We start from the raw sequence: 20,770 nt of genomic DNA on the forward strand, positions 1-20,770 counted from the left end.
CGGCTACTGCGCGGATTTGTCCCGGATATCGGTGATGATGCCGGAGAAGTCCCGGCCGGCCCCGCCTTCCGCTGCAAACGTATCGTAGATTTCCGAGGCCAGCGGTCCCAGCCGGGCCGCGACACCGGTGCTCTCGAGCGCGTTGAGCGCCAGCCTGAGATCCTTCGCCATGAGCGCGCCGGCGAACCCTGGCTGGTAGTCCCGGTTGGCGGGGCTGGCCGGGACAGGCCCCGGTACGGGGCAGTTGGTGGTCAGGGCCCAGCACTGCCCCGAAGCGGCCGAAGCGACGTCGAAGAGTGCCTGATGCGTCAGTCCCAGTTTCTCGCCGAGCACAAAAGCCTCACTCACCGCAATCATAGAGACGCCGAGAATCAGGTTGTTGCAGATCTTGGCGGCCTGGCCCGCACCGTGTTCCCCGCAATGGACCGCGCGTTTACCCATTACCTCCAGCAGCGGACGGACCGTCTCAAAATCGTCCGGCAGGGCACCGACCATAAACGTCAGGGTTCCGGCTTCGGCCCCTACGACTCCGCCGGAAACGGGGGCATCCACTGACCGATGCCCGGCGGCAACGGCCAATTCCGCGGCTTGGCGGGCCTCGTCAACGTTGATGGTGGAGCAGTCCAGGAACATGGTGTCCGGACCCGCGACCTGCAGGAGCCCGGGCTGGCCTCCGGTGCCGCGGTAGGCCTCCAGCACGTGCAGCCCGCTCGGGAACATGGTCAGGACGACGGCGGCTCCCGCCACGGCCTCGGCTGCCGTGGCCGTGGTGGCGATCCCGTGCGCGCGGGCTGCCTCCAGCGCCTCCGGGACGACGTCGAATCCGACCACGGTGTACCCGGCGTTGGCCAGGTTGACGGCCATCGGGCCACCCATGTGTCCCAGGCCCAGGAAGGCAATGGTGCCGCTGTCCGGAATGGTTTCAGGCATGGTTCTTCTCCTTTGAAGAAAGCTGCAGTTCTCGCCGGCCAAGCGGCGCAAAGTAGGCCTCGACGTCGTCGTCCGCGACGTCCGCGAGAGCCGCGGGCTGCCAGTGCGGTGTCCGGTCCTTGTCCACCACCTGGGCCCTGATGCCCTCGCGGAAGTCCGCCCCGGCCAGGCACCGCAGCCCCACCCGGTACTCCTGTGCCAAGGCCCCGGCCAGGTCCATCCCCCGGACCCGGCGCAGCGAGGCCAACGTGACCTTGACGGAAGTCGGGGACTTGGCGTCGATCGTTTCGGCGGCCGCTGCGGCGTCGCCACCGCACTTGCCGTCGAAGGCGCGCAGCCGCCGCACGATTTCCCCTGCGTCATCGCCGCCGTAACAGCTATCAATCCAGTCCCGCTGCTGCTCCAGGGCGGACGGCGGTGCCGGCTCGGCGAAGCGCGCGACGACGGACTCGGCCGGTTCGGTTTCCAGCGCTGCCCCCAGATCGTCCAGGCGTTCGGACGGCACGAAGTGGTCGGCGAGACCAAGGAAGAGCGCGTCGGCGCCGGACAGGTGCGCACCGGTGAGGGCGGCATGGGTACCGGACTCCCCCGGCGCACGGGAGAGCAACAGGGTGCCCCCGACATCGGGCACAAAGCCGATGGTGGTTTCCGGCATGCCCATCCGGGTCCGTTCGGTGACGATCCGGACCGAACCGTGCGCGGAGATCCCCACCCCGCCGCCGAGGACCAGCCCGTCCATTAATGCCACGTATGGCTTCGGATAGGCGTCGATCAGGGCGTTCAGCCGGTACTCCTCGGCCCAGAATTCTTCCGTGGCGGCGCCGCCGGCGAGCATGTCCCGGTATATCGCCACGATGTCCCCGCCGGCGCAAAGCCCCCGGTCGCCGGCGCCGCGGACCAGGACCGCGTCCACCTCATCGTCGTCGGCCCATTGCGTGAGCTGGCGGAGCATGGCCGAAGCCATACCGGCGGTGAGGGCGTTGACAGCCTTGGGCCGGTTGAGCGTCACGATGCCGAGGCGGCCCCCGCTGCTCGAACAGGACCTCTTCCACTGCAACCCCGGATGCGGGATCGGCCGGGGCCGGAACCTGCTCCGCCATCAGCTGCCTGCCGGCATCACGAAGCTGGCACCCTGCCGGATCCCGGAAGGCCAGCGGGTGGTGACGGTTTTGGTCTTGGTATAGAACCGGAACGCGTCGGCGCCGTGCTGATTGAGGTCGCCGAAACCGGAGGCCTTCCAGCCGCCAAAGGTGTAATAGGCGATCGGCACCGGGATGGGGACGTTGATGCCGACCATGCCCACCTGGACGCGGCTGGCGAAGTCGCGGGCAGTGTCGCCGTCGCGGGTGAAGATCGCCACACCGTTGCCGAACTCGTGCTCGCTGCACAGCCGGAGCGCCTCGTCGTAGTCCTCCGCACGGAGCACGCTCAGCACGGGACCGAATATCTCCTCTTTGTAGATCGACATGTCCTTCGTGACGTTGTCGAAGAGGGTCGGGCCGACCCAAAAACCGTCGTCGTAGCCCTCAACCGTGAGGCCACGGCCGTCGGCGACCAGGTTGGCTCCCGCGGCGACGCCGGCGGCGATATAGCCTTCGATCCGTTCCTTGGCCGCGGCCGTCACCACCGGACCGAAGTCCGAGTCAGCTGCGAGGCTGGGGCCAACTTTCAGTGCGGCAATACGCTCGGTGAGCCTGGCGACGAGAGCGTCGCCGGTAGCCTTACCGACCGGCACAGCCACGGAGATCGCCATGCAGCGCTCTCCGGCGGAGCCGAAGCCGGCGCCGATCAGGGCGTCCGCGGCCATGTCCAGGTCCGCGTCCGGTATGATCACCATGTGGTTTTTCGCCCCGCCGAAACACTGGGCGCGCTTGCCGTGTGCGGCCGCGGTGGCGTAAATGTACTGTGCGATGGGGGTGGATCCGACGAAGCCGACGGCCTGCACCCGGGAATCCTCCAGCAGCGCGTCCACAGCTTCCTTGTCCCCGTTGACCACGTTGAAGACGCCGTCAGGCAGCCCGGCCTCGGTGAACAGTTCGGCCAGGCGCAGCGGCACGGACGGATCCCGTTCGGAGGGCTTAAGGATGAAGGAGTTGCCCGCCGCGAGGGCGGGTCCGGACTTCCAGAGCGGAATCATGGCGGGGAAGTTGAACGGTGTGATTCCGGCGACGACACCGAGCGGCTGACGCAGCGAGTGGACGTCGATGCCGGTCCCGGCACTGTCGGAGAACTCGCCCTTGAGCAGGTGCGGGGCGCCGGCGGCGAACTCCACGACCTCAATGCCGCGCTGGATGTCCCCCTTGGCGTCCGGGAAGGTCTTGCCGTGCTCCGAGGAGAGCAGGGTGGCCAATTCGTCCATGTGGTCGTTGACGAGGTCAACAAATTTCAGCAGGATCCGGCCGCGTCGCTGGGGGTTCATGGCTGCCCATTCCAGCTGGCCCTTCTCCGCGCTGGCGATAGCGTTGCGGACTTCCTCAGTGCTGGCCAGCGGAAGCCGCGCCTGCACCTTGCCGGTGCAGGGATCGAACACGTCACTGAAACGGCCCGAGGTACCTTCCACCCGTTGACCGTCGATGTAGTGGGATAGCTCGCGAACCATGTCTCGAATGCTCCTTTATGCCTGTGGATGCCCGGTTTGTGAACGGGCCTGCCAGCCTCTTCGGTGGTGGGCGGTGTAGCCCCCGCGATCTCGGATGACGGCGGCGGCTTGTGAGCCAGCACACCTTCACTGCCGAATCTACTCGGACTTCCTACTAAATTCCAGAGGGCCTGTGGCGACCTGCCGCTTCGCCGGGCGGCCAAGTTCGGTAAGTTAGGGGGTGTGAAGATTGCTACCTGGAATGTGAACTCGCTTCGTGCCCGTGCCGACCGTGTTGAGGCGTGGCTCCAGCGCTCGGACTGTGACGTCCTGGCGATTCAGGAAACGAAGTGCAAGGACGAAAACTTTCCGTGGGAGCTCTTCGAAAACAACGGCTACGAGGTGGCGCACTTTGGCTTGAGTCAATGGAACGGGGTGGCGATCGCCTCCCGGGTGGGCCTCGACGACGTCGAACGCACCTTCCCTGACCAGCCGGTCTTCGGCAAAAACGGCAAGGACCCCGTACAGGAGGCCCGGGCAATCGGCGCCACATGCGGCGGCGTCCGGGTCTGGAGCCTTTACGTTCCCAACGGCCGCGCCCTCAACGACGAGCACATGCCTTACAAGCTCAGCTGGCTTGAAACGCTGAAAAATCACGCCCAGGGCTGGGTCACGGCGGACCCGGAGACACAAATCGCCTTGATGGGCGACTGGAATATCGCTCCGCAGGACGAGGATGTCTGGGACATCGAATACTTCCGCACCGAGGGCCTGACCCACGTCAGCGAACCTGAAAGGGCAGCGTTCCGGGCCTTCGAGGACGCCGGATACCAGGACGTCGTCCGCCCGCATGCGCCCGGCCCGGGGGTCTACACCTACTGGGATTACACCCAGCTGCGCTTTCCGAAGAAAGAAGGGATGCGGATCGACTTCGTGATGGCCTCCCCGGCGCTGTCGTCCCGTGTCACCGGAGCGGTGATCGACCGCGAAGAGCGGAAGGGCAAGGGCGCCTCGGACCATGCCCCCGTCATCGTCGAACTCGCCGACTGATGGACACAGGCCGTGGAAGCATCGTGATCCCGTGACCGGAAACCTATACCGCGGGCAGGCAGGGCTGCCGTTTTCCTCAGCGCTCAGGATCTATGAGCCGCTGGAAGCATTCCCGGCCGGCCAGCAGGACTTCCTGCGCACGGCCGCAGCCGGCACAGCGTCCCGGGCGGCAGTGGAAAACGCCGAGCTGCTCGCGTCGCTGGGCCGCATTACGCGCCCTGGCGGCGACCCGTTTCCGACTGGGCGGACCGATCTGGTGCGGATCGTCCCGCTCCCGCCCGCCGGAAAGAACGCACCGGCCACTGCCGGGGAGGTGGCCGGGGAGGTGGCCGGGTCTGGCACGCCGGCGGCGGCCCCGGTCCGCCGAAGAACTGCTGTATTGCCCCAGCCAGCTGGTCCTCCGGGCGGGTTTGGCCGCGAACGCGTTGATGGAAGGTATCCATGGGCCCTTGGCCCAGCTCCTGATCCCGGCGGAGCAGCGGGACAAGCACCAGGGCCGCATCGACGAGGCGCGGGCGCAGGAGGGCCTCATCCGCGTCCATACCCGCGCTTCCACATGGGGCATACCGTTCAGCTGGTTCTGCCTCTTCCAGGAATCGGACCTCACCGAGGTCATCGAATCTGAGGGCCACATTGTCACTGTCCGTATCCGGGCGAGAATCGAAGCGGCCCTGGAACGGGTGCGTTTTGCGGTGTCGCATTTGGCCGTTGCCGCGCCGGACCTCGACATGCTTGAGGATCTGACCCAGCTCACGGAGTGGATCGAACTCTTCCACCCGGGGTCGGTCGTGGAACTTGACTACGGCGCGGTTGCTGACAAGGTCTTCCCGGACGATTCCCCGCTCGATGTAAGGCTCGGCATTGAGTGCCTGGCCGAAGGCGACATGACAGGGGCGGCGGCAGCGTACCGCAGGCTCGCCTCCCGCTGGATCCCGATCCGGCAACTGGCCCGCGCGTCCTGAGCCGGCGGGTCCAGCCGCCGGCCTGGCCGGCGGACCGCACGTCGTGTCAGGACCTTATGCGCGGCGCGGCGGCGCGGTTGAGGTCCTGACGATAAGCCGGTGCGGCGCCACGACTGACCGGACGGAGCCGGCCGCGCCGCCGAGCTCGTCGAGCAGCATCCTGGTGGCGAGCTCTGCCTGTTCGTCCGGTCGCTGAGCCACGGTGGTGAGTCCCACCGCAGCGGAAAATTCGTGGTCGTCGATGCCGATCACGGAAAGATCCTCCGGAACCCGGACACCGGCTCGTTTCGCTTCGAAGATCACCCCCATCGCCATCTCATCCGCTGCGCAGAAAATTGCGGTGGGCTTCGGCCCGGGCTTGGTCCAGAGCCGTCGGAACGCCCGTTGCCCGCTCGCCAGCGTAAAGTCGCCCGCTTCATCCCACTCCGGCCGGGGGTCGAGTCCCGCCGCCGTCATCATTTCCTGGTAGGCCCGGATCCGGATGCGGGGAACATCAAAATTCAGGTCGGTTGCATCGTCGCCGTGCAGCAGTGCAATGTCCCGGTGGCCGATGTCGATCAGGTGCCGGACCGCGTCGGCCGCGGCGGCATAGTCATCGATGCCGATGTAGGCGCACTCCTCGACATGCCCACCGACGACCACGAGCGGGATGTCGAGCTTGTGCAGATGCTCGATTTCCTCGTGGGAGAGCGCCATGCAGAGGACCAGGAGGGCGTCGATCTGTTTGTAAACCATGGTCTTGTTGAACAGCCGCTCACGGTTGCTGCCGTGCCCGCCCAGGTTAAAGAGCGAGAGACCATACTGGCGGGCGTGGAGTTCCCGGTCAGCGCCCTCGAGTGACTGGGAGAAAAACCAGCGGCTCACGAACGGCGCGAGGACCCCGATGGTCCGGGTTCGTCCGGTGGCAAGACCGGACGCCGAGGAGGAGGCAACGTAGCCCAGGTCCGCGGCGATACCCAGGATTTTCTCCCGTGTGGCGGGAGAGACCCTGGGCAGTCCGCGGACTGCGCGGGACACCGTGGCGGTTGAGACCCCGGCGGCGGCGGCCACATCGTCGATGCTGACGCCGTGGTGGCCGCTGCGCTGCGCCCTGTCTGAAGTCCGTGTCACGCTGTCCCTTGTCGATTGGATGAGGAGGGTTCTCGCAATCCTCCCAAGTCCTGAAATAGTTACGCCTTACCGGCACCAAAGCACCCGTGCCCGATTCAATACCGCCTGACTCTCGCCCTTTATGGCTGCCCTGTTATCCCTTGAGACCGCCCGCGAGTAGGCCACGGACGAAGAACCGCTGAAGCCCGAAAAAGACTGCCAATGGGACAATGATTGACACGAACGCCGCAGCGGGGTTGAGGAAGTCTTTGCTCCCGCGGGTCCCGGAGATCTCCGCGAGCCGCTGGGTAATAGGGGCCACATCGGCAGTGCCGCCGGAGAACACAAGGGCCACCAGCAAGTCGTTCCAGACCCAGAGGAACTGGAAGATCGCCAGGGACGCCAACGCCGGAACAGACAAGGGCAGGATAATGCGCCAAAAAATAGTGGTGTGACCGGCGCCGTCGACCCTGGCAGCCTCGATCATTTCCCCCGGGATCTCCGAGATGAAGTTGTGCAGCAGGAAGATCCCCAGAGGCAGCCCGAACATTGTGTGGGCAATCCACAGTTGGGCGTAGGAGCCGGAAGGCAGCTGCAGCACCTGGGTGAAAAGCTGAAGCAACGGTATAAGGGACATCTGCAGGGGGATGATCTGCAGGGCGAAAACAAAAATGAACACCCCGTCCCGGCCCCGGAACTTTCCCCAGGCGAAGATGTACGCCGCCATTGACGCCAGCACCAGAATAAAGATGGTGACGGGGATAACGATCGCGAGGGAGTTCACGAAGTACTGGGACAGATTCGGCGACTGGGAACCCGAGGAGGCAGTGACGTCTAGGTAGTGCTGGAACGTGAATTGCCAGTCAGCAAAGAAGTTCCACCACCCGTCCGAGCGCGGACCGATCTGTTTTGGGGCAGGCCGGAAAGACGAGACAAACAGACCGAAAGTCGGAACCGTCCAGACGACGGCGATGAATACAGCCGCCGCTGTGGCCCAGCGCGAGGTGAGCCTCTGCTTGACTCTTCGCATGATCGGAGCGGCGTCCTCTGGGGACCCGGAGTCGCCCTGCGCGTTGCGGGGTTGGGTACGAGTCGACTCGGAAGCTTTGTCCGGAACGGGGGTGGCGGTCATCGGATCTCCCTTTGCTGACGGAGGACGCGGGCGTTGTATACAACAATGGGCAGGACCAGCAGGAACAGCACCAGGGCCAGGGCAGCGCCGCGGCCCGGTTCGCCAGCCCGGAATGCTTGGGTATACATCTCGTTTGCGACGACGGAGGTATCGAAATTGCCGGCCGTCATGGTGCGTACGATGTCAAAGACCTTCAGCGTTGCGATGGTGATGGTAGTCAGCACCACGACCAGAGCCCCGCGGATTCCAGGAACGGTTACATTGCGGAACTGTTGCCACGGGTTCGCCCCGTCCAAACGGGAGGCCTCGATCAGCTCCGTCGGTACGCCTTTGATAGCGGCCGACAAAATGACCATGGCAAACCCGGTCTGAATCCAGACCATGACAACAATGAGGAAGATCGTATTTTCCGGCGCATCCAGCAGGAACTGTTTGGGATCAAATCCCAAAGCAACACGGAGGAAATTGAGGACGCCTGTCTGCTCAATACTGGGGCCCCGATAATCGTAGACGAGTTTCCAAATGATGCCAGCACCCACGAAGGAGATGGCCATCGGCATGAAAACCAGAGCCTTCAGTACCTTCTCCCCGCGCGCCTTATCAATAAACACGGCGTATGCCAAGCCGAAACTCGTTGACAACAACGGAACCAGAACGGTCCACACGACAGTGTTCCTGAGGGTAACCAGTGCCTCCGGCTGGGTGAACATCCATACGAAGTTTTCTACGCCATTCACTTGGCCGTTGGCGTCTGTAAAGGCCAGGAATGACGTCCGGAAAGCCGGATATACGAGACCCACCAGCATTAGAATTGCCGCCGGCGCCAGAAAACCGATGACCGTCAGTCTGTCCCGGGCCGATTTTGGAGCCTTGTCTACAACCAGCATGATGAGGCCAATGATGGCGGCAAAAACAGCCAGCGCGATTACTACTTGAAGAAGTTTCCCTCCGATAAATTCCATAGCCCGTCCTTCCGAGGTGCCTGTGGATCAGTGAGTTCGGCAGACACGCTGCCTTCCCGCCCCTGAATTACGAGGCAGGAAGGCAGCGCACTTGAGATCAGCTCTTGGGCCAGCTGGATTCGATGCTGTCGGCTACCTCCTGGGCGGGCGTTCCGTTGATCCAGGTGACGATGCCCTTCCAGAAGGAGTTCGAGCCGACGGCCCCGGGCATCAGGTCTGAGCCGTCAAACCGGAATACCGTCTTCGTATCCTGGAGGAGCTTGACGGACTGCTTGTCCAGTTCGGACTGCGCGTTGTTCGGATCCAGTCCCTTATTGGCGCTGATGACACCGCCAAGCTTCACGCGGTTGTTAGCAAAGTCAGCGCTCGCCATGTACGCGAGGTATGCCTGGATCTCCGGCGTGTCGTTATAGGCACCGATCATCTCGCCGCCACCGGTGATGGCCACTCCCTGGCTGGCGTCGATCGGCGGGGTAACGAACGCCCAGACGTCACCTTCCGGAGCAACAACTGTCCCTTCCGGCCAGTTGGAGGCTTGGAAGTTGGCCTGGTGGTGCATGGCGCATTGACCGTCAAGTACGGGCTGGCCGGCCTGCGCAAACCCGGTTGTCAGGATGGACCGGACGTCACCGAATCCGCCGTTCACGAAGTCCTGGTTGAGTAGGATCTCGCCTGTCTTGTCGAAGGCGCTGACGATTTTGGGATCGTTGAACGGGATCTCGTGGTTAACCCACTGGTCGTATACTTCAGGGCCCTCTGCCCGGAGGACGACGTCTTCGATCCAGTCCGTGCCAGGCCAGCCGGTAGCTTCGCCGGACTCGAATCCCGCACACCACGGTTTCATCGCATTGTCGTCTGCGATTTTCTTGCTGAGAGTCAACATCTCGTCCCAGGTCTTCGGGACTTCCCAACCCTTTTCCTGGAATGTCTTCGGGGCGTACCAAATGTAACCCTTGACATTGGCCAGCATGGGGGCCGCGTAGAACTTGCCGTCGACGGTTCCGTATCCCTTCCAGTCGGTCGACCAGTTCTTGTCCACGAGATCCGAAACTTCCTTGGATGCTTCCTTCAGGTTACCGGCCCGGGCCCTGGTCAGCCATGAGTCCGGGCTGCGGGAAAATGGCGACATCCGGCGCGTTTCCGGCTTGGGCACGCACACCGATCTGGGTCTCGAATTCCTTGCTTCCCTCGTACTTCACGGTGATGCCGGTGCACTGCTCAAACGGCGCCCACGCGGCCTCGAGATTCGTCGCTTCCGTATCAACAATGGTCGAGTAAACAGAAACCGTCTTGCCGTCGTGTTTGCCGTAGCTGGAGTAGGTAGCGCAGTCCACGTCAGCCGCAGGTTCGGTGCTGCCCGTGGATCCGCTGCATGCGCTCAGGGACAGGGCCAAAACCCCGACCGTGGCGACTGGCAGCAAGTACTTGCGGTTTTTCATGCGGAGACTCCTCATTGAGTGGGTAAAAATCGGCACTGGGGTGGTCATGCACTCGTGTGGCGCCCTTCACACTAGCCTGCGCCCGATCTCGAATGCAAGCGTTTACGCAAGCATGGTGAACGCTGCCCCGCCGGCGGGCTCCAGAACCTCCGGGCCGGTAGCCGGCCATCCCCGAAGAGCTGCCGAACTGTTCCCCGATTCTCAACTCGGCAGCGTCAGCGGACGCGTTCGGCCCGTCTGAACCGGGAACGCGCCCCGGAAGCGATGTGGATCAGGACCGGTGTGCGCTGGCCAACGACGGCGTCGAGCGCCTCGACGAGGGCGGACACCTCGGCGGCCAGGAGGTGCGGGGCCACGCCCTGGCGCGGCTGTACCCGGACCTTCAGCGCCGGTTCGCCCCGGATTTCGTAGGTGGTGATAGTGGCACCGGCGAGGTCGGGGCGGTCGGCGAGGGCTTCACGGAGGGCCTGCTCCGCGACGCCCCGGCCGATCCGGATATCGCCCGGCACGTCGCCCGGGTCCTGCTCATAAACGAGAAGGTCGCCGCGGCCTTTGCCCTGCTGCGCCGCCCACGCCACCATGGCGCCGATAACCACGGCGAGCAGCACGGTGATGACCAGCCACAGCCAGCTCTCCTGGCGTCCCGGGAAGCGCGTTCGTTCGAACAGATCGCGCCAAATACTCCAGACACCGCCGGCCCAGTCCCGCCACCAGGCGCCGACGGCTGGAACCGCTGCCAGCAGGATCATCAGGACACCGAGGGCGAGGAGCTTGGCGCCGAAAATTCCGATCAGGATGCGGTTCAGGAGTCTGGGGGTGTTGTTCATGCCCCGACCACACCCGACGTGGCGACGTTGATGCTGACCTCAGGCATCGGTGAGAGCCGCATTTCCTGGAGCTCCTGGCGCACGGCGGACACAATCATCTCCGGGTTCAGCGGGACGCCGGAGGTCGGCCGGATGTTCAGGAGGACCCGGCGCCGGGACACGATCACCATAACCTGTTCCTGGGTCACGTTGGCAGCAAGGCGTGCCTGCCGCGCCAAGGCAGCGGCGATCACCTCGTCGTCAACAATGACGGCGGCGCGCTGGTTCCGCAATACGTGCCGCGCCCTGTGCCCGGGCAGCACTGCGTTGAGCAAAAGGATCAATCCGGCCATAGCGGCCACAGCCCCGATCACTCCCAGCAGGAGCGGCGGAAACCCCTCGGGAAGGGCGATGATCTGCTCTGCGGCCGCCTGGGGAGCAATGATCCATGGCGGCTGTCCGATGGCGCGGACGGCCGCTTCCAGCAGTGCGTAGGCACAAATAGCCGCGACCAGGACTGCCGCCACGACGGAAGCAGTGGCCCGGGAGGAGGACGTCTCACGTCTGAGGATCCGTTCCATGCCGGCCGGGGCGGGCTCAGCGGGCACGGCTTCTACCGCACCGGGTCCGGGCGCCGCCGCGGACGGGAACGGCGGGACAGCACCGCGGTCACCGCGTTGCTTGTGGAGAGCACGGTTCACCGCACCCGCCCTCCTTCGCGCACCGTGGCGCCGCTAATCCGGATGTCCACCCGGCTGAGCTTCGCGCCGCTCAGTTCGGTCACGCGGTGCAGGATCCTGGTCTTGGCGGCGACGACACGCTCCCGGATGGAGCCACCCAGCGCCGTGACCCGCATGGGGTCCCGGAGCACCGCGCCCAGCGGCGGGACCGCGATAGGGGTGACGAGGGACAGCGCAAGCAGGCCGTCGTCGTCGGACCATTCGGCGCGGACGGCGTGCGGAGGAACGCCCAGGGCCTCCCCCGCGGCAGCCCGCGCAACACTGGTCAGGGCCTGGTTGCTGATCCGGTTGTGCCCGGCCAGTTGGCCGCGGTGAATAACATTTCCGGCTGTACTGCTCATGAGGAGGAACGCCGGCCGGTGAGGGCGTCAAAGACGCTTCGCAGGTCCAGTTTTCCTTCCGCGGCGCGGCCCAGCAATGCGCCGATGCCCATAAACAGCAATGCCCCGAGAAATCCCCAAGCGCCAAACTGGAAGGACATAAAGGCCACAAAGGCCCCAACCGCGATCCCAACAACCGTCAGATTCACTGGACTGCCTCCTTTATTTGCCTGGCCTCACCGGACGGGGTCTGCTTCGCGGGGCCGGAAACATAGACGTCGTTGATTTCAATGTTGACTTCGATGACCTGCAGCCCGACCAGTTCCTCGACAGCGGAATAGACGGCAGCGCGAATCTGGTCCGCGAGGGCGTGCAGGGGCGTGCCGTAGAGTGCCACCAGCTCAATGTCCACAGCGACCTGTTTTTCGCCGACTTCGGCGTGGACCCCGGCTGCATGGTCGGAGCTACCGACGGCGTCGCGGATGGCGCCCAGCGCCCGCGATGGCGCGGAACCCAGCGAGTACACGCCGGGAACAGCGCGGGCTGCGATACCGGCAACCTTGGCGACAGCCGCTTCGGAAATCATGGTGCGGCCGCTGCCGCGGGGCGCTGCCGCCCCGACTGCAGGACCCGCCACGGCCGCAGGACCCGCCACGGGATGCGAATTCTGGTCTTCCATGCGCCATCCACCCTTCTCTTTGTGACCACCCTAACGCCTGCCGCGGCGAAGGCGCCCGCGCGGCGCCGGGAATCCGGTTCGGGGCTTCGGCACCGTGCCATCCACAGCGAAGCAGGTCCCGCAAATGCTGCCGAAGCGGCCCAGTTCAACTTCCCGGGTGGCGGAATCCGATGCCCGGATGCCGCCACCCGGATGCCTTCCTAGGGCTTCTGGCCCTTCGGCGTGACCTGGAACCGGTCAAAAGTGACCTGCTGCCCGCGCGAGTCGAGAACCACAACGTCATCCCGGCCATTCTTCACGTCGTCCGGCAGAATGAATTCCACGGTGTCGTTCCGTCCCGGAAAAATCCAGCCGAGCCGGTAGAGGCCCTTGTTGAGGTAGACGTAATACCACTGGCCATGCTCGAGGTTGTGGAGCGTCACCTTCTGCCCGGTCCGATACTTGTCGTCGGTACCCAGCCCCGTCGGAGCAGTCCCTCCGTCGAGATCCTGGGTTTGGAGGGTAGGGATGGCCTCGGGCCTCGCCGGCTGGGCGCGCAAGGCGAGCGCCTCCCGCGTGACGGTGAGCGCGACAGTTTTCGACCCGTTCCTGGCAGTCACAGTGAAACTAGCAGCTGGCAGCTCCCCAGCGTCCACATCGGCGGCGGTCAGGATGTAGTCCTCGTGCCGGGTCGCGGTAGCCGCGGCGGCAAAAACCGGCTCCGTAATGCCCATGCCCGGGGCCTGCAGATCAGAGAGCTCGACGTTTCCGGCATTCCCCAGCATGTAGGTGAAGGTGACCTTCTCCCCGGCAGTGGCGTAGCCGTCGTCATTTGAATCCTCCCAGGCGGCTGCAGCCGTGCCGTCAAGCAACGCGTTCCTGGCCACCAGGTCCACTTCCCCGCCGTCAACCTCAAGAACCTTGGGGCTTTGCCCGGGTACCGTCAGTGTCCACGAGGTCCGGGGCACAAAGAACCCCTGGTCCGCTTCGGCCTGGGTCACGGTGTGCCGCGGGGTGGTGCAGTTGTACCTGCCGGCAGGAACAAGGTTTCGCCACCTGCAGTTGCCGGCACCTTCCGGAACCAGCGGCGCGAAGTTGCCTGCGGTCGGCGTGACGGTAGTGGTGAGCGGGCCGCTGTTCGTGACCGCGAAGGCGTAGGGTACCTGGTCGCCCGCAGCGTAGGGCTGCAATGCGAGGTCCCGGCCCTCGTCATTGCGCCGTCCGCTGATGTCGGCCATCGCCAGCCCGTCCCGAAGTGCGATGTTAGCGCCGTTGAAGACTACGGCCTGAGTCAGGGATGGTGTCGCGGAGGCAGTCACCGTGAACGTCGCCTGCGGAGCGAAGTACCCGCGCGAGATATCTTCCTCCGTCAAGGTATGCCTCGCCGTGGTGCAGCTGTAGGTGGAGCCTGCGGAGAGGTTGTTGTAGCGGCAGTTCGGTGCGGTCGGGGGGACGTATCCGGTTTCGAAGTTGCCCCCGGTGGGGACGGCGTTGGAAGTCACGCTGCCGGTGTTCCGGACCGTGAACGAATATGCCAGGACGTCTCCAGCTTTGTACGGGGAGCTCATGACATCGCGGTCCGGGGCTGCGCCGGTGATGCTGAGCCCGACCTGCTGCGCCTGGGGCGCCGTCGCGACGAACGTGTGCTGGGCAACGTTGCCGTTGGCGGCAGTGAACGCCGCGTTGAGATTCTGTGCGCCCGCGGCTCCTGACGGGACGCTCAGGTTCACGCTGACCGTCACGGATGCGCCGGGTGCGACGTCGGGTACCGGCACGGTGGTGGCGGACCAACCAGCGGGGGTGTAGATGGTCGCGGATCCACCGGAAAGCACGGCGCTTTCCTGGTTCGTGACCGTTACTGGGACAGCCTTGTCCGCGCCGGGCGTCACGGCCTGCGCGTCCACGCTAAGCGGTGCGCAGACGTAGTTGAGCCACGCATCGTTAAACTTCGCGAAAGGCATGTTGTCGGTGTAGTTAGCCTCGTACAGCACCCCGAACTGTCCGGCCTCCAGGCGCGTGACGGTGGAGTAAGCGGAGAAACCCGCGCGGATCGTGCGGACGCCTGGCCACGTCGCCCCGTCGTCGCAGGAGACCCTGGCGGAAACGTTTTGGCGGCCGGACTTGGAGTTGGCGTTTGTAAAGATCAGCTTTTTGGCTTCGGCCGATCCCGCCGGAGCTTCGGGGAACATCCGGGCGATCGCACCGTTGTTTGCCGGGTCCGGAAGTTCCGTGTCCTGGGCGACCTCACCATAGGTGGCCCCGCCGTCGTTGGAGAAGGCCACCTTCCGGAACCCTCCGTTGAAACTGTCTCGGGTATTGAGCATGACCCGGCCGTCCGACAACTCAACCGTTTTGTTTTCATCCATGCCGGCGCCAACGGAAGCGCCTTTCTGCCAGGTCAAGCCATGATCGTCGGAGAAGACACTGTAGGCCTGGAAAGCCTGGCTGCCATTTGCCTGCAGGACCATCCCCGAGTATTGCTGGATGAGACGTCCCTTATGGATGCCGTACTTGAGCTGGATTCCTTCGCCCGAGGCTGCAAAGTTGCTCCGGACGTCTCCCGGCTGAGGGTTTGTGCGGCTCGTTCCGGGCTTGGTGATACTGGTGATGAGCCGCGGGGAACTCCAGGTCTGCCCGCCATCAGCAGACTCGATTATCGCGGATGAAATCACCGAACGGTCGGCGTCATCGTTGCCAAAGACGCTGCCGCCGAACCCCTGGTCTTTTGAATAGACGAAAAATGCGAACACTTTTCCGGTTTCGGCATCATGGATGTACGAGGGATCGCTGTAACCAAACTTCGGGCCGCTCGCATCCCCCACATGCCCGGCGGCAATCACCTGTTGCGGACCCCACGTCCGTCCGCTGTCTGTGCTGCGTCGTTGAACAATGGAGTTGGGGTTGGGCGCATCTGCCGCACTCCCGGGGCGTCCGTCCCAGGCCGCCAGCACCACGCCGCCGCCGAGGTATGTCAGGGCTGGTATCCGGTAGAACAGATTGTCGGGCGTGCGGTCGGCGGCGATATTCGATTCGGAGAACTCACCAGGACCGGCGGTCGGTGTGCTTGGTGGAATGGGCGCGGCGGCCGCCGGAAGGCCTGAGCCGGCCACCAGACCCAATCCCAGGATGCCGGCGACGGCCCGTGCCCGTAGGCGCGGAACGCCAGATGTCTTTCGTAAAGTCACTTGTGGCCTCTCATGTGTTGGAGATTTAACGCGCGGAAATCATGCGCATTCCACGTTCTATATAGAACGTCCTACGACCCTAATGTGAAAGGACTCACATGTCGACGGTTTGCCGGGTTCGAACAGAAGTGGGTGCCGGTCGATTGACGCGGCGGGCAGGATCCTGGCCTGAACGTTAAAAGAAGAAAAGCACCAGTTCTAAAAGAACTGATGCTTCCCAGTGGTGGCTCCGACCGGCGTCGATCCGGTGACCTTTCGATTTTCAGTCGAACGCTCTACCAACTGAGCTACAGAGCCTAGGTGACATGTCACCATGATCACCGGAATTTTTTCCGGCAATCAAAGCGACCCTGACGGGACTTGAACCCGCGACCTCCGCCGTGACAGGGCGGCGCGCTAACCAACTGCGCTACAGGGCCATACTGATTTCTTGCTTCCCCCAGTATCGCTACTGCGGTTTTTCAAGGCTTTTAGCCTACCAGACTTTTTCATCCGGCCAGACCACTTCCTTGCGTACCCCCAACGGGATTCGAACCCGTGCCGCCGCCGTGAAAGGGCGGTGTCCTAGGCCGCTAGACGATGGGGGCCAGAACGCAATTCGATTGAACCAGAGCAGAAAATCCGGGCTATGCCCTTCGTTCCTGTCCTTCCGGGTTCCTCCGAACTGGACCTGTAAAACTATAGAGCCTACTTCCGGAATATACAAAATCGAGGTTTCCGGCCCCGCCTGACCTCACACAATGAGCAGTACGGCGAGGGTTCCCATCACCACGGCAATCCCCCCATCGAGCACCCGCCACGCGCTCGGGCGCTGGAACAATGGCCCCAGGAAGCGCGCGCCGAATCCGAGCGCCGTGAACCACGCGATGCTCCCAAGTCCTGCACCGGCGGCGAACCACCATTTGCCGTCCGGGCCGTGGGCGTTCGCCAGGGACCCCAGCAGCAGCACGGTGTCGAGATAAACGTGGGGGTTCAGCCAGGTCAAGGCAAGGCAGGTGCCCAGCGCCGCCGCCCAGTGCCCGTTCACGGACGCCGCGGAGGGGGCCAGTTGGCCGCCGCGGATCGCACGGCCGGCGGCGAGGCCGCCGTAAACCAGCAGGAATGCGGCACCCGCCCACCGCACGACGTCGACGGCGGCCGGAGCCTGCTCAATAACGACGCCGAGGCCGGCAACGCCGAGCAGGATCAGGATCAGATCGGACACTGCGCACACGGCAATAACGAGGACCACGTGCGAGCGCCGGATACCCTGCCGGAGGACGAACGCATTCTGGGAGCCGATGGCGATGATGAGCGACAGCCCGCTGGCGAGGCCGGAAAAAATTGAGAGGATCACGGCTTCCACGGTAGGCGCGGGAACAACATGAAACCAGTTAATGATTATTGGTCAACATAAGATGAGCTAATGATTGATATTCAGCCGGACCAGGCCCGCACCCTCGCGGCGATTGTCGCCCACGGCAGTTTCGAAGCGGCTGCCGGCCAACTATCCGTAACGGCTTCCGCCGTGAGCCAACGGGTCCGCGCCCTTGAGATCGCCGTCGGCCGCCCGGTCCTGCAACGCACCCGGCCCGTCGAACTCACCGACGCCGGGCAGGCCGTGGTGCGCTTCGCCCGCCAGCTGGACATGCTCTCCACGGATCTGGCGGAGGAGCTGCAGCCGGGAGTCCCCCGCGCCGGCACCCGCCTCGCCCTGGTCATCAACAGTGATTCGCTGCATACCTGGGTGTTGCCGGCCCTGGCCGAGGTGTCCGGCACCGTCCAGCTCGAAATCCTGCGCGAGGACCAGGACTACTCCTTGGAGCTGCTCCGCAGCGGCGCCGCCGCAGCAGCCATCACAGCCACAGCCGCGCCTGCGCCCGGGTGCCGGTCCCGCAGCCTGGGGACCATGCGATACCTTGCGGTCTGCGCGCCGTCATTTGCCGCGGATTGGTTCAGCGGCGGTGTCAGCACGGAAAGCCTTGCCGAAGCCCCGGTGGTCACTTTTGACCGCAAGGATGAGCTGCAGGATCGCTTCCTGCGGCTGCAGGGCCATCAGAGGCTGAAGCCGCCGCGGCACTATGTTCCCGCCGCGCACGAATTTTCCGAAGCCATCCGGCTGGGGATGGGATGGGGAATGGTTCCGGAGATCGAGATCGCCGCTGATCTGGAACTCCAGCGGCTCCGGGAGCTGGTTCCGGGTTCCGTTGTCGATGTTCCGCTTTACTGGCAGCAGTGGCGGTACGGTTCCGCGGCCTTGGACGACGTCGCCGCGGCCGTCAGCCACGAAGCCGCCCGCCTACTGAGGTGAAGCCGCCCGGCACGCGCCGGGAGTCCACCGCCGGCCACAACCGACCAGGCATCGTTCACGGCCGACAATTCGGCTTGCCTCACCGCGGGTCGATCACCATTTCCAGGCCGGCCTCCCGTTCGGAAACCCGCCACAGCCGGGTAATCGCCTCATCGGCGCCGGGGCGCAGGACAGGGCGCCGGACGGCCGCCCCGGAGTTCACGAACCGCGGAGCGTAGAAGTCCCCGCCTTTTGCCCGGGGGTCCGTGGCGGCGCGCAGCTGCGGCAGCGCGCCGTCGTCCGGGCTCATGCCGGTGCGCTGGACGAGATTGTGGAATAAGGTGCCAAGGCGCCCACCGCCGCCTTCACTGACGGTTGTGGACTGGAGGCCCGTGCGGGAGAGGCCCGGATGTGCCAACAGGCTGGTTGTACGAACCGAGGCCCGTTCGAATTCGCGCTGCAGTCCCAACGCGAAGTGGTAATTGGCGAGCTTGGACTGGCCGTAGGCCCGCCAGGCATCATAGTTGCCGCGCAGGTGCGGGTTCTCGGGGTCGAGCATGCGCCCGAAGTGGTGCGCAGTGCTCGTCACCGACACGACCCGGCCCGCGGGAGCCCGGAGCAACGCGGGCATCAGGTGCGCGGTGAGGGCCCAGTGACCGAGATGGTTGACCCCCAGCTGCATCTCGAAACCGTCCTCGGTCCTGCGCTCGGGCATGGCCATCACGCCGGCGTTGTTGACGAGGATGTCGATCCGCTCATGCCTGCCCAGCATTGCCGCGGCGGCAGCCGAGACCGACGTGAGCGACGCGAGATCGAGCGGCACGAGTTCCACGGAGGCGCCGGGGGAAGCCGCCCGGATCACCGCCACCGCATCGGCTGCCTTGTCCTGGTCGCGCACGGCCATCACAACATGCGCGCCCTTCGCGGCGAGCGCCTTGGCAGTCTCCAGTCCGAGTCCCCCGTTCGCGCCGGTGACGACGGCGGTTGTGCCGGACAGGTCTGGAATCGAGGCGGTGGTGTACTTCATCGTGGAGTTTCTCCGAGCTTGGGGAACGGCCGCGTGGCTACCCCCATTGTTGACGTCGCGGACAGAACCTGCCACCCACGCCGCAGGTCAGGCGGGGGCGTCACGACCGGCGAAGCAGGGCGCAGGACCGCACCGCCGGATATTGGCGGGATCTTGATGCGACGTGACCGATTTCCGCCAGCCGCGGGCGCCCGGCAGCGGCTAGATTGGCAGCATGGCAACAACCGCCGAAACAGGCCCCCTGCAGCCGGACAGCGCCCACGAAGTGCTGCCGCCACCCGCCACTCCCTCCCGCCCCACACCACCCGGCCAGATCAGCAGGCTCGGGATCGCCGCCGTCGTCGTCACCGTGGTGCTCTGGGCCTCCGCCTTCGTCGGCATCCGGGCCGTCGGCCCCAGCTTCTCCCCCGGTCCCCTGACGCTCGGACGGCTGGCAATCGCCGCCGTCGTGCTGGGACTCGTGGTGTTGCCCAAGCTGCGGACACTGCCGCAGGGCCGCGAGTGGTGGCCGATCCTGGCCTACGGCGTGATGTGGTTCGGCGGCTACAACATTGCCTTGAACGCCGCCGAGCACGTCCTCGACGCGGGAACCGCCGCCCTTTTGATCAACGTCAACCCCATCCTTGTCGCGGTAATGGCCGGCCTGATCCTGAAGGAAGGCTTTCCGCGCTGGCTGATCATCGGCAGCGTGGTCGCGTTCGGCGGGGTGGCCATGATCGCGCTGGGATCCGGTCAGCGTTCGACGGCGGATGTGGCGGGCGTGCTGCTCTGCCTCCTGGCCGCGGCCCTCGCCGCCGTCAGCGTGATCGTCCAGAAACCGGTGCTGCGGAAATTCCCGGCCGCCCAGGCCACCTGGTTCGGCATTATGGTCGGAGCTGTGTGCTGCCTTCCGTTCAGCGGCCAGCTCCTCACCGAGCTGCAGGCAGCGCCGCTGCCGGCCACGCTGGGGCTTGTCTACCTCGGCATCTTCCCCACCGCTATTGCATTCACCACGTGGGCGTATGCCTTGTCCCTGATCGACGCCGGGAGGCTAGCGGCCACCACCTATCTGGTGCCCGGCACCACCATCCTGATCTCCTGGCTGGTGCTCGGTGAAATCCCCACCATCTGGGGCCTGGTTGGCGGCGTCATCTGCCTCGTGGGGGTGGGGCTGACCCGTCGCCGGTCCCGCTAGGGTTCGTATATGCCTTCTTCCCTGCCGCCAGGCCTGCCGATCGTTCCGGGCGGTGCCGCCGACGATTCCTCCGACGGCCCGTATCCGATGTCTGCAGCCGACTTCGAGGCGGCCGTCAGCGACGCGCTGGACCGGATTCCGCCGGCGCTGGCGAAAACCATGGACAACGTGGCCATCTTCATCGAGGACGACTACACACCGCAGCCCGGCGAGGACGCGGACACAGTGCTGCTGGGCCTCTACGAGGGCGTGCCGCTGACCGAACGCGACTCCTGGTGGGGTGCCGGTTCACTGCCGGACCGGATCACTATCTATCGGCAGCCCATCCTGGACATCTGCGCCTCCCGCGCCGACGTCATCGAGGAAGTCACCATCACCGTGGTGCATGAGATCGCCCACCACTTCGGCATCAGCGACGAGCGCCTGCACGAGCTCGGCTGGGGCTAGCC

Annotated in this window: 17 protein-coding genes, 3 tRNA genes and 3 pseudogenes; 5 read left to right on the top strand and 18 right to left on the bottom strand. The window is 64.9% G+C overall.

Annotated elements, in window-relative coordinates:
• Positions 1 to 3: 3 nt before the first annotated feature.
• The 3 genes and pseudogenes from mmsB to KY499_RS10400 form a co-directional block, all read right to left on the bottom strand.
• Positions 4 to 930 (bottom strand): 3-hydroxyisobutyrate dehydrogenase, encoded by a 927-nt coding sequence (mmsB, locus tag KY499_RS10390; RefSeq protein WP_123256673.1) that lies wholly within the window; start codon positions 928 to 930, stop codon positions 4 to 6.
• Positions 923 to 2,030: pseudogene (locus KY499_RS10395) on the bottom strand (enoyl-CoA hydratase/isomerase family protein). The gene mmsB and the pseudogene KY499_RS10395 overlap by 8 nt, the downstream one beginning before the upstream one ends.
• Positions 2,030 to 3,529 (bottom strand): CoA-acylating methylmalonate-semialdehyde dehydrogenase, encoded by a 1,500-nt coding sequence (locus KY499_RS10400; protein WP_219885351.1) that lies wholly within the window; start codon positions 3,527 to 3,529, stop codon positions 2,030 to 2,032. The pseudogene KY499_RS10395 and the gene KY499_RS10400 overlap by 1 nt, the downstream one beginning before the upstream one ends.
• A gap of 222 nt (positions 3,530 to 3,751) precedes the next feature.
• Between KY499_RS10400 and KY499_RS10405 the strand changes: the two genes are divergently transcribed.
• Both KY499_RS10405 and KY499_RS10410 read left to right on the top strand, forming a co-directional pair.
• Positions 3,752 to 4,558 (top strand): exodeoxyribonuclease III, encoded by an 807-nt coding sequence (locus KY499_RS10405; RefSeq protein WP_123256670.1) that lies wholly within the window; start codon positions 3,752 to 3,754, stop codon positions 4,556 to 4,558.
• A 31-nt stretch (positions 4,559 to 4,589) separates the two neighbouring features.
• A pseudogene (locus KY499_RS10410) lies at positions 4,590 to 5,520 on the top strand (hypothetical protein).
• A gap of 54 nt (positions 5,521 to 5,574) precedes the next feature.
• On the opposite strand, the gene KY499_RS10415 reads toward KY499_RS10410, so the two are convergent.
• The 14 genes and pseudogenes from KY499_RS10415 to KY499_RS10480 form a co-directional block, all read right to left on the bottom strand.
• Complete coding sequence (locus KY499_RS10415) at positions 5,575 to 6,630, bottom strand: LacI family DNA-binding transcriptional regulator (protein ID WP_123256668.1); 1,056 nt, start codon at positions 6,628 to 6,630, stop codon at positions 5,575 to 5,577.
• 133 nt (positions 6,631 to 6,763) lie between these two features.
• Positions 6,764 to 7,741: a carbohydrate ABC transporter permease gene (locus KY499_RS10420; RefSeq protein WP_123256667.1), complete on the bottom strand. Its 978-nt coding sequence runs from the start codon at positions 7,739 to 7,741 to the stop codon at positions 6,764 to 6,766.
• A complete protein-coding gene (locus KY499_RS10425; protein WP_219885352.1) occupies positions 7,738 to 8,703 on the bottom strand; it encodes a carbohydrate ABC transporter permease in 966 nt (321 codons plus the stop codon). Before KY499_RS10425 ends, KY499_RS10420 begins: the two co-directional genes overlap by 4 nt.
• 97 nt (positions 8,704 to 8,800) lie before the next feature.
• Positions 8,801 to 10,142: pseudogene (locus tag KY499_RS10430) on the bottom strand (ABC transporter substrate-binding protein).
• A gap of 215 nt (positions 10,143 to 10,357) precedes the next feature.
• Complete coding sequence (locus KY499_RS10435; RefSeq protein WP_123256664.1) at positions 10,358 to 10,969, bottom strand: hypothetical protein; 612 nt, start codon at positions 10,967 to 10,969, stop codon at positions 10,358 to 10,360.
• Positions 10,966 to 11,556 (bottom strand): hypothetical protein, encoded by a 591-nt coding sequence (locus tag KY499_RS10440; protein ID WP_375141147.1) that lies wholly within the window; start codon positions 11,554 to 11,556, stop codon positions 10,966 to 10,968. Before KY499_RS10440 ends, KY499_RS10435 begins: the two co-directional genes overlap by 4 nt.
• Before the next feature lie 89 nt (positions 11,557 to 11,645).
• Positions 11,646 to 12,029, bottom strand: coding sequence for a hypothetical protein (locus KY499_RS10445; protein WP_219885353.1), 384 nt, complete (start codon positions 12,027 to 12,029; stop codon positions 11,646 to 11,648).
• Positions 12,026 to 12,217 carry a hypothetical protein gene (locus KY499_RS10450; RefSeq protein WP_123256662.1) on the bottom strand — a complete coding sequence of 64 codons (192 nt, stop codon included), beginning with the start codon at positions 12,215 to 12,217 and terminating at the stop codon, positions 12,026 to 12,028. The genes KY499_RS10445 and KY499_RS10450 overlap by 4 nt, the downstream gene beginning before the upstream one ends.
• Positions 12,214 to 12,687 carry an Asp23/Gls24 family envelope stress response protein gene (locus KY499_RS10455; protein WP_219885354.1) on the bottom strand — a complete coding sequence of 158 codons (474 nt, stop codon included), beginning with the start codon at positions 12,685 to 12,687 and terminating at the stop codon, positions 12,214 to 12,216. Before KY499_RS10455 ends, KY499_RS10450 begins: the two co-directional genes overlap by 4 nt.
• Before the next feature lie 200 nt (positions 12,688 to 12,887).
• Complete coding sequence (locus KY499_RS10460; protein ID WP_219885355.1) at positions 12,888 to 15,851, bottom strand: exo-alpha-sialidase; 2,964 nt, start codon at positions 15,849 to 15,851, stop codon at positions 12,888 to 12,890.
• 221 nt (positions 15,852 to 16,072) lie between these two features.
• Positions 16,073 to 16,148, bottom strand: a tRNA-Phe gene (locus KY499_RS10465).
• A 48-nt stretch (positions 16,149 to 16,196) separates the two neighbouring features.
• Positions 16,197 to 16,270 (bottom strand) — tRNA-Asp (locus KY499_RS10470).
• Positions 16,271 to 16,365: 95 nt separating this feature from the next.
• Positions 16,366 to 16,438: transfer RNA gene (locus tag KY499_RS10475), tRNA-Glu, on the bottom strand.
• A 146-nt stretch (positions 16,439 to 16,584) separates the two neighbouring features.
• The gene (locus KY499_RS10480) at positions 16,585 to 17,187 is read right to left on the bottom strand and encodes a LysE/ArgO family amino acid transporter (RefSeq protein ID WP_219885356.1); all 603 of its coding nucleotides are present in this window, start codon (positions 17,185 to 17,187) and stop codon (positions 16,585 to 16,587) included.
• 69 nt (positions 17,188 to 17,256) lie between these two features.
• On the opposite strand from KY499_RS10480, the gene KY499_RS10485 reads away from it, so the two are divergent.
• The gene (locus KY499_RS10485; RefSeq protein ID WP_123256659.1) at positions 17,257 to 18,141 is read left to right on the top strand and encodes an ArgP/LysG family DNA-binding transcriptional regulator; all 885 of its coding nucleotides are present in this window, start codon (positions 17,257 to 17,259) and stop codon (positions 18,139 to 18,141) included.
• A 79-nt stretch (positions 18,142 to 18,220) separates the two neighbouring features.
• Here KY499_RS10485 and KY499_RS10490 read toward each other — a convergent pair whose 3' ends face one another.
• Positions 18,221 to 19,147 carry an oxidoreductase gene (locus tag KY499_RS10490; protein WP_123256658.1) on the bottom strand — a complete coding sequence of 309 codons (927 nt, stop codon included), beginning with the start codon at positions 19,145 to 19,147 and terminating at the stop codon, positions 18,221 to 18,223.
• A 214-nt stretch (positions 19,148 to 19,361) separates the two neighbouring features.
• On the opposite strand from KY499_RS10490, the gene KY499_RS10495 reads away from it, so the two are divergent.
• Both KY499_RS10495 and KY499_RS10500 read left to right on the top strand, forming a co-directional pair.
• Positions 19,362 to 20,321 (top strand): DMT family transporter, encoded by a 960-nt coding sequence (locus KY499_RS10495; RefSeq protein ID WP_219885357.1) that lies wholly within the window; start codon positions 19,362 to 19,364, stop codon positions 20,319 to 20,321.
• A 9-nt stretch (positions 20,322 to 20,330) separates the two neighbouring features.
• The gene (locus KY499_RS10500; protein ID WP_219885358.1) at positions 20,331 to 20,768 is read left to right on the top strand and encodes a metallopeptidase family protein; all 438 of its coding nucleotides are present in this window, start codon (positions 20,331 to 20,333) and stop codon (positions 20,766 to 20,768) included.
• Positions 20,769 to 20,770 lie beyond the last annotated feature (2 nt).

It is taken from the genome of Arthrobacter sp. PAMC25284, assembly GCF_019443425.1.
GTDB lineage: Bacteria > Actinomycetota > Actinomycetes > Actinomycetales > Micrococcaceae > Arthrobacter > Arthrobacter oryzae_A.